This window comes from Bradyrhizobium sp. P2_E8 (assembly GCF_056403875.1).
In genome coordinates this window covers 1-6,438 of sequence record NZ_JBFUES010000396.1, presented here as the reverse complement: position 1 = coordinate 6,438, position 6,438 = coordinate 1, and the positions used below count along the sequence as shown (strand labels likewise).

Annotated in this window: 6 protein-coding genes and 1 pseudogene; 3 read left to right on the top strand and 4 right to left on the bottom strand. The window is 61.0% G+C overall.

Features of this window, described 5'->3' with window-relative positions; all coding sequences use genetic code 11:
- Positions 1-2 precede the first annotated feature (2 nt).
- A complete protein-coding gene (locus tag AC1D00_RS21510) occupies positions 3-443 on the bottom strand; it encodes an antibiotic biosynthesis monooxygenase family protein (RefSeq protein ID WP_477012052.1) in 441 nt (146 codons plus the stop codon).
- Between the two features lie 283 nt (positions 444-726).
- Here AC1D00_RS21510 and radC point away from each other — a divergent pair, with 283 nt between their 5' ends.
- Positions 727-1,440, top strand: coding sequence for a RadC family protein (radC, locus tag AC1D00_RS21505; RefSeq protein WP_477012051.1), 714 nt, complete (start codon positions 727-729; stop codon positions 1,438-1,440).
- A gap of 103 nt (positions 1,441-1,543) precedes the next feature.
- Here radC and AC1D00_RS21500 read toward each other — a convergent pair whose 3' ends face one another.
- Both AC1D00_RS21500 and AC1D00_RS21495 read right to left on the bottom strand, forming a co-directional pair.
- Positions 1,544-2,599, bottom strand: a complete 1,056-nt coding sequence (locus tag AC1D00_RS21500; RefSeq protein WP_477012050.1) for an alpha/beta fold hydrolase — start codon at positions 2,597-2,599, stop codon at positions 1,544-1,546.
- Between the two features lie 28 nt (positions 2,600-2,627).
- Positions 2,628-4,280: a flavin-containing monooxygenase gene (locus AC1D00_RS21495; protein WP_477012049.1), complete on the bottom strand. Its 1,653-nt coding sequence runs from the start codon at positions 4,278-4,280 to the stop codon at positions 2,628-2,630.
- A gap of 180 nt (positions 4,281-4,460) precedes the next feature.
- Here AC1D00_RS21495 and AC1D00_RS21490 point away from each other — a divergent pair, with 180 nt between their 5' ends.
- Together AC1D00_RS21490 and AC1D00_RS21485 are read left to right on the top strand one after the other, a co-directional pair.
- The gene (locus AC1D00_RS21490) at positions 4,461-5,522 is read left to right on the top strand and encodes an AraC family transcriptional regulator (protein ID WP_477012048.1); all 1,062 of its coding nucleotides are present in this window, start codon (positions 4,461-4,463) and stop codon (positions 5,520-5,522) included.
- Between the two features lie 258 nt (positions 5,523-5,780).
- Positions 5,781-5,945: pseudogene (locus AC1D00_RS21485) on the top strand (JAB domain-containing protein); the annotation flags it as partial.
- A gap of 22 nt (positions 5,946-5,967) precedes the next feature.
- Here the strand turns inward: AC1D00_RS21485 and AC1D00_RS21480 are convergent.
- A partial coding sequence (locus tag AC1D00_RS21480) for an alpha/beta fold hydrolase (protein ID WP_477012047.1) occupies positions 5,968-6,438 on the bottom strand: 471 nt, incomplete at its 5' end.

Genomic DNA, 6,438 nt, shown 5'->3' with positions numbered 1-6,438 from the left:
GATCAGGCGTGATTGACCTCGACGACCTCGCACAGGATCGTCTCGGCCTTCGCCAGCGCCGCAAGGCGCTGGACGTACGGCGCAAATCTCGGATCCTTGCGAAAGTTCTCGATGTCGCCTGCACTTGCCCATTGCGAGTAGTTGATCGCGCGCCGGCCCTCCTTGCTGGCGTGGACGCTGGACGAGATGAATCCGGGCTGCTTGCTGAAGAAGCTCTCGGTGCCTTCCTTCAGGAGTTGCACCAGCTTGTGCTGGTTGTCCGGCTCGACCGTGAAGACGTTGACGAGGGTCGCGACGTCGCCGCCGGTGCGAATGGTCGCTTCCATTTTCGAGCTCCTGTTCTGGCCGTGGGACGGCGCCGCTTGCGCGGCGAGCAAGACGCCGGCTCCGAGGCCGGTGGCAACGAAGGTACGACGCGACGGCTCAGGTCTGGTCCGGGACATTGATGTTCTCCTGTTGCGGAAGATCGGCTGGCCACTCGACCGGCCAACAGCGCTGAGACGAACGAGGCAGGAGAACGAAGACAGCTGGTGTGCAATTTTTTTCTTCCCGACCGTAGACGGCGCCGGGAATCCGGGCCGGCAACATCCTGACCGGCTCCCGGCGTTGCCGATGCGCGAACTCTGCTGGCCAGAGCGCGCCGAAAATGGCGTGGCCGGATTGGTAAGCCCGGGGCCAGACACTTCGTGGTTGCAAAACGCGCGCCGTCCGGCATGGTTATGCCTGATGCCCGCCAAGACCGACCACGACAAGAGCAAGCCTGAGGACGCGCCGCACTATCACGGCCATCGCGAGCGGCTGCGCGAGCGCTTCTACAGCGCGGGCGCCGATGCGCTCAGCGACTACGAGCTTTTGGAGATGGCGCTGTTTCCGGCGCTGCCGCGGCGCGACACCAAGCCGCTTGCGAAGACGCTGATCAAGACGTTCGGCTCGTTCGCCGAGGTCGTGCACGCGCCGGTGGCGCGCTTGCGCGAGATCGACGGCATCGGCGAATCCGCGATCCACCAGCTCAAGCTGATCGCAGCAGCCGCGCATCGCGTCGCCAAGGGCGAGGTCAACAGCCGCAACGCGCTGTCGTCCTGGAACGAGGTGATCGACTATTGCCGCACCAGCATGGCCTTTGCCGACAAGGAGCAATTCCGCCTGCTCTTCCTCGACAAGCGCAACCAGCTCATCGCCGACGAGGTTCAGCAGACCGGCACCGTCGACCACACCCCGGTCTATCCGCGCGAGGTGATCAAGCGCGCGCTGGAATTGTCGGCGACCGCGCTGATCCTCGTCCACAACCACCCCAGCGGCGATCCCTCGCCATCGCAGGCCGACATCCAGATGACCAAGGCGATCATCGAGATCGCCAAGCCGCTGGGGATTGCCGTGCACGATCACATCATCGTCGGCAAAAGCGGGCACGCCAGCCTGAAGGGAATGAAGCTGATCTAGCCCGCAGACGCCGCCAGGAGCGCCATCGGCGTCGAGTTCGGGTTGAGGGCGTGAACTATTTTCGTTCGCGCCCTCAACTGCAACAGGCAGTCAATCCGGCGCGTCAATTCACAGGCGCCGCCAGCAACTCGTTCAGATTGGCGTCAAGCTGCGCGAGCAACTCCGGGTCCACGCCGAACAGGCCGAGATGTCCGCAGCTGCTCTTCAGCGGACGGAACTGGCTTCCCGGGATCAGACGCTGCTCAACCTCGCAGTCGCTCGGCGGGAAGAACATGTCGTGACTGATCGGCATCACGTAGGTCTTCGCCTTGATACGGCCGAGCGCCGACGCGAGATCGCCGCCGGTGTTGCGGCTCACGTCGCCTCGTTGCCACTTCCACGCCATCGCCAGCAGATCGTTTGGATCCATCGGCGCAAAGTATCCCGTCATGAAGGTATCGACGAAGGCCTGCATCGAGTCGAAGCCGAGCGCCTTGTGTCGGCCTTCGCGGAAGAAATCGGTACTCCACCCCATCACCGTCCACAGCTTGGCGTGGCGCTTGAGGCCGGCGGCGACATCGGCCGGCGAACCGTACTTGCCGCCGTTGAACCCCGGATCGGATGTAATCGCTTCGGAGAGTGTCTCGGCGAAGACGAAATCGTGCTCGGTGTTCTTGGCGGTGCCGGCGATCGGAGCGGCGCGCTTGACGAAGTCGGGATAGCGCACGGCCCATTCATAGGTCTGCTGCGCACCCATCGAGCCGCCGACGACCAGTGCGAGGCTCTTCAGACCGTATTTCTCGGTCAGAAGCTTGTGTTGGGCGCGAACGTCGTCCCCAATGCGCACTTTCGGGAAGGTCGGTCCGGCCTGCGCTCCAACGCTGTTGTTTGGTGAGGTGGAAAGGCCATTTCCGATCTGGTTGACGACGATGATAAAATACTTCGCCGGGTCGAGCGCACGCCCCTTGCCGATGTAGACCTGCTCCATGATCTTGCTCGTTCCCGAGTACCAGGTCGTAACGAGGATCGCGTTGTCCTTCGCCGCGTTCAGCGTTCCGTGGGTCGCCACCGCAAGCGCACAGTCCGGAATATGTCCGCCCTCCTCAAGCTCGAGGTTGCCGATTCTGATCGTCTCGTAGGGGCCGTGGCCTTCCTGGCCGTAGTAGGGATTTGTGCTCATTGGATGTTTCCTCCCGTTGTTGTTATCATCAGGTCATCGCAAAGCCTTGGTAGCCATTGGCCGCAAGTTCGTCGCACTGCCGGTTGTAGTTGCCGACGCCGCCGATATAGGACAGCAGGCGTCTTGGCTTTCCGTCGACGTTCGAGCCCATGTACCAGGAGTCGGTTTTCACAACGAGGGTCGCGGCCGCAGTTTCGTCGTGGTGCTTGACCCAATTGTCCTCGAACTCCTTGGTCGCTTCGACGACGCCTTTGCCGTGCTTCTTCGCGTAAGCAATGCAGTCGGTGATCCAGTCCACCTGCTGCTGAAGACAGGTCGTCATGTTGCAAAGTGCGGCGGACGGAGCGAGCGGCGCGCCGGTGGTGAACAGGTTGGGATAGCCGTGCACCTGCAGCCCCATCGCGGTGCGGATCTCGTCCTTCCACCTGTCCTTCAACGAACGGCCGTCGCGGCCGCGGATGTCGATGCGGCTGAGAGCGCCCGAGCCGGCGTCGAATCCGACGGCCAGGATGATGATGTCGGCCTCATGGACCTTGCCGTCGGAGGTCTGGATGCCGTCGGGCACGATGCGCTCGATCGGCGTCTTGCGGCAGTTCACTGCATCAACATTGTCCTGCAGGTAGGCCTCAAGATATTTGTTCTCGAGAGGTACGCGATGCGTGCCGAATCCGTAATCGGCTTCGGACGGAATCAGCACATCGCACAGCTTCGGGTCATGCCGCAGCCGCTTGCGCATCTTGTCCCGCACGAAATCGGACACCACCGCGCTTACCGCCTCGTCGAAGAACATTTCCGGGAACGTCGCAAGCCACATCGAGAGCGACCCGTCGTTCCAGTACTTCTCCAGCACCTGCGTACGCTCGTCGGGCGTCAGTTCGGCCCAGGGGCGGTTCTCAAAGTCATAGTCGAAGCCCGCGAAGGTGGAGCGCACGCGGGTCTTCAGCTCATTGAACCGACTACTCCAGCGATCCCAATCCGCTTGCGAATATTTCGGGTTCTTCATGGGCACAACGTATTGCGGCGTGCGCACGAACACCTTCATCGACCCGACTTCGGGTGCGATGGTCTGGATCACCTGGATGCCGGTGGCTCCGGTGCCCACCACGGCGACCCGCTTGCCTTTGAGATCGATACCCTCTTTCGGCCAGAGACCGGTATGGGTGATCACACCTTTGAACGTGGACTGGCCCGGGAAGCGGTCGTTCAGAGGCGCCGACAGCATACCGCAGCAGGCCAACAGATATTGCGTATCAATGCGTTCGCCATCGGAGGTGACCACATCCCAGCGGCCGTCCTTCTCCCGATAGGTGGCGGACTCGATCCGGGTGCTGAACTGGATGTCCTTCTTGAGATCGAAGCGATCAGCGACGAAGTTGAGCCACTGCTCGGTCTCCGGCTGCCCTGGAAAACGCTCGCTTGGCTTCCACGCTTTGTACAAGTCCTCGGAAAACCAATACTGGTACACCTCGACCTGAGAATCGAAGCGCGCACCGGGGTAACGATTCCAGTACCAGGTTCCGCCGACGCCGGAACCCGCCTCGAAGGCGCGGACCTTCAGCCCCAGTTGCCGCATGCGGTGCAACTGGTACAGACCCGCGATGCCAGCCCCGATAACGACCGCATCGAGGGTCGTCTTTTTTGCTCCGTTCGATTCTCTGGACTTGATTTCAGCCTGGTCCATTTCCCTCTCCTTTTGTTTTTTAGCTATGCACCGTGCCGCTCGACCGAATGGGCGGAGTGGCGTCTCCTTGGCGATCCAACGGAACTGCTGGGCAGGTCTCAGAGCCCCGAAGGGTCTCGAGCCGCTCACGCATCGCCAGCGGAAGGTGCCGGAAACTAGTTGCCCCGAGGCACGGCGCGCTTGAACGAAGCCGACCTTTCTTTGGACGAATTGCGTGTGCGGCGCAGCGAACGCGCCGGGCGAACCAATACATTTGGCCAAATGCAAAAAGCGCCGTATCCTGCGCTACCGATCCCACATCATGGGAAAGAAGAGCCGGCGAACGGCCGCCAACCATGTGGAGGCTGCGCCATGAGCAAGTTCATTGCGGTCGAGGAGCTTCCGCAATACGCACCAGGTGAACTGAAGCTGGACAGTTCGGCGGTCGGCCGGCCTGATTTCCGCATGCGGGTATTTCGCTATGCGCCGTCCGACATTTGGGTCCCCCCGACGGAAGACTTCCTGATCGTCGTCTACCGGCAAGGAGCCACCGCGATGAACCGTCGCGTGACCGGCGCATGGAAGCAGGAGCGCGTCAGCCGCGGCATTACCACRCTGCTGACCCGCGCCGAGCCTTCGCATTGGCGATGGGCAAACGATATAGAGGTCAGCCACTTCTACATTTCACCGGCCTACATGATGAAAACCGCGAGCGAGGCTTTCGATCGTGACGTCGGCGCCATTGAACTTCATGACCTGCTCGGAATCGATGACCCCGTCCTGAGCTGGATCAACGAACAAATGGCTCACGAAGTCGCCGCCGGCGGTCCAGGCGGAAGACTCTGCTACGACGCGCTGTCGCTCCAGGCCAGCATCCACATCATACGAAAATACGCCGCGGTGAAGTTCAAGATGCCTTCCGCGCAGGGACATTTCAGGCCGGCTCATGCCCGGCTGATCGAGGATTATATCCAGCAGAACATTTCCCGAAACATCACGCTCGACGAACTAGCAGCCATCTGCAACTGCACGCCGATTCAATTCGCCCGCAAATTCCACGCTCATTACGGGATACGCCCTCACGCCTTTGTTCAGAAACAGAAAGTCGAACAGGCGTGCCGGCATCTGCGACGGGACAATCTGGCGCTCAAGGAGATCGCGCTCCTCAGTGGCTTTGCCGACCAGAGTCATCTGAACAGGGTCTTTCGCCGCTACCGCAATTGTACGCCGGCTGAATATCGCAAGGGTGCCTCGGGAACCTGAAGCCGCTCCAGTCCCGGCGGCAGCGACCGACCTTCGTCAAAGTCGGTAAGGCTAACCTTATCCGATCAACGAGCTTGATGCATGGGATCAAGGGAATATGGCGACGAGCCATGCGCCAAAGCGACCCCACGTAGATGTCGATGAGGGAGCGTGAGGATCACTCGGGAGCATGGAAAACCGCTCCCAATCGCCGCCTCCAAATCAATCAATGACCCCAATGTATTCTTTAGTTTCAACGCAGTAGCTGGACTCCGCGGCTTGGTCCACAACCATCCCAGCGGCGATCCCTCGCCATCGCAGGCCGACATCCAGATGACCAAGGCGATTATCGACATCGCAAAGCCGCTGGGGATTGCCGTGCACGATCACATCATCGTCGGCAAAAGCGGGCACGCCAGCCTGCGCGGCATGCGGCTGATATAGCCGTTCGCGAAGCGAACGTCCCTCAGTGGAAGAAAGCTCGGGCAGCTTCCGAAATAGCTTCGGACGCCCGACGATCGTCGATCGAAGGCCGGCCATCGCCAGACTGAGGTCCGTAGTTCCCGAACTGGCTATGGACCATGCCTGCAACTCGAACAATTTGCGCATCGGCCGGCAATTCCACCGCGTGCTGCTCGATCGTCTCAGGTGCCATGATGCCATCCCGATCCGCCACGATAGCAAGCGTCGCAAGTCGGGACTTCGAAATATCGGAGCCACAATAGGTACCGAACAACACAATCCCCTGAAGATCGTCGCGGTGTTTGCTCGCATAGTAACAAGCTGCGGCGCCTCCAAGTGAATGCCCGCCCACATACCAACGCTCGATCCCGGTCAACTCCCTGCGCATATCGTCGGCTTGCCCGATCGAGAAGGCTGCGATGTTGAGTCTCGGCCGTCCAATGACGATATTCACCCGGGCTTTGCTGGATAGCGC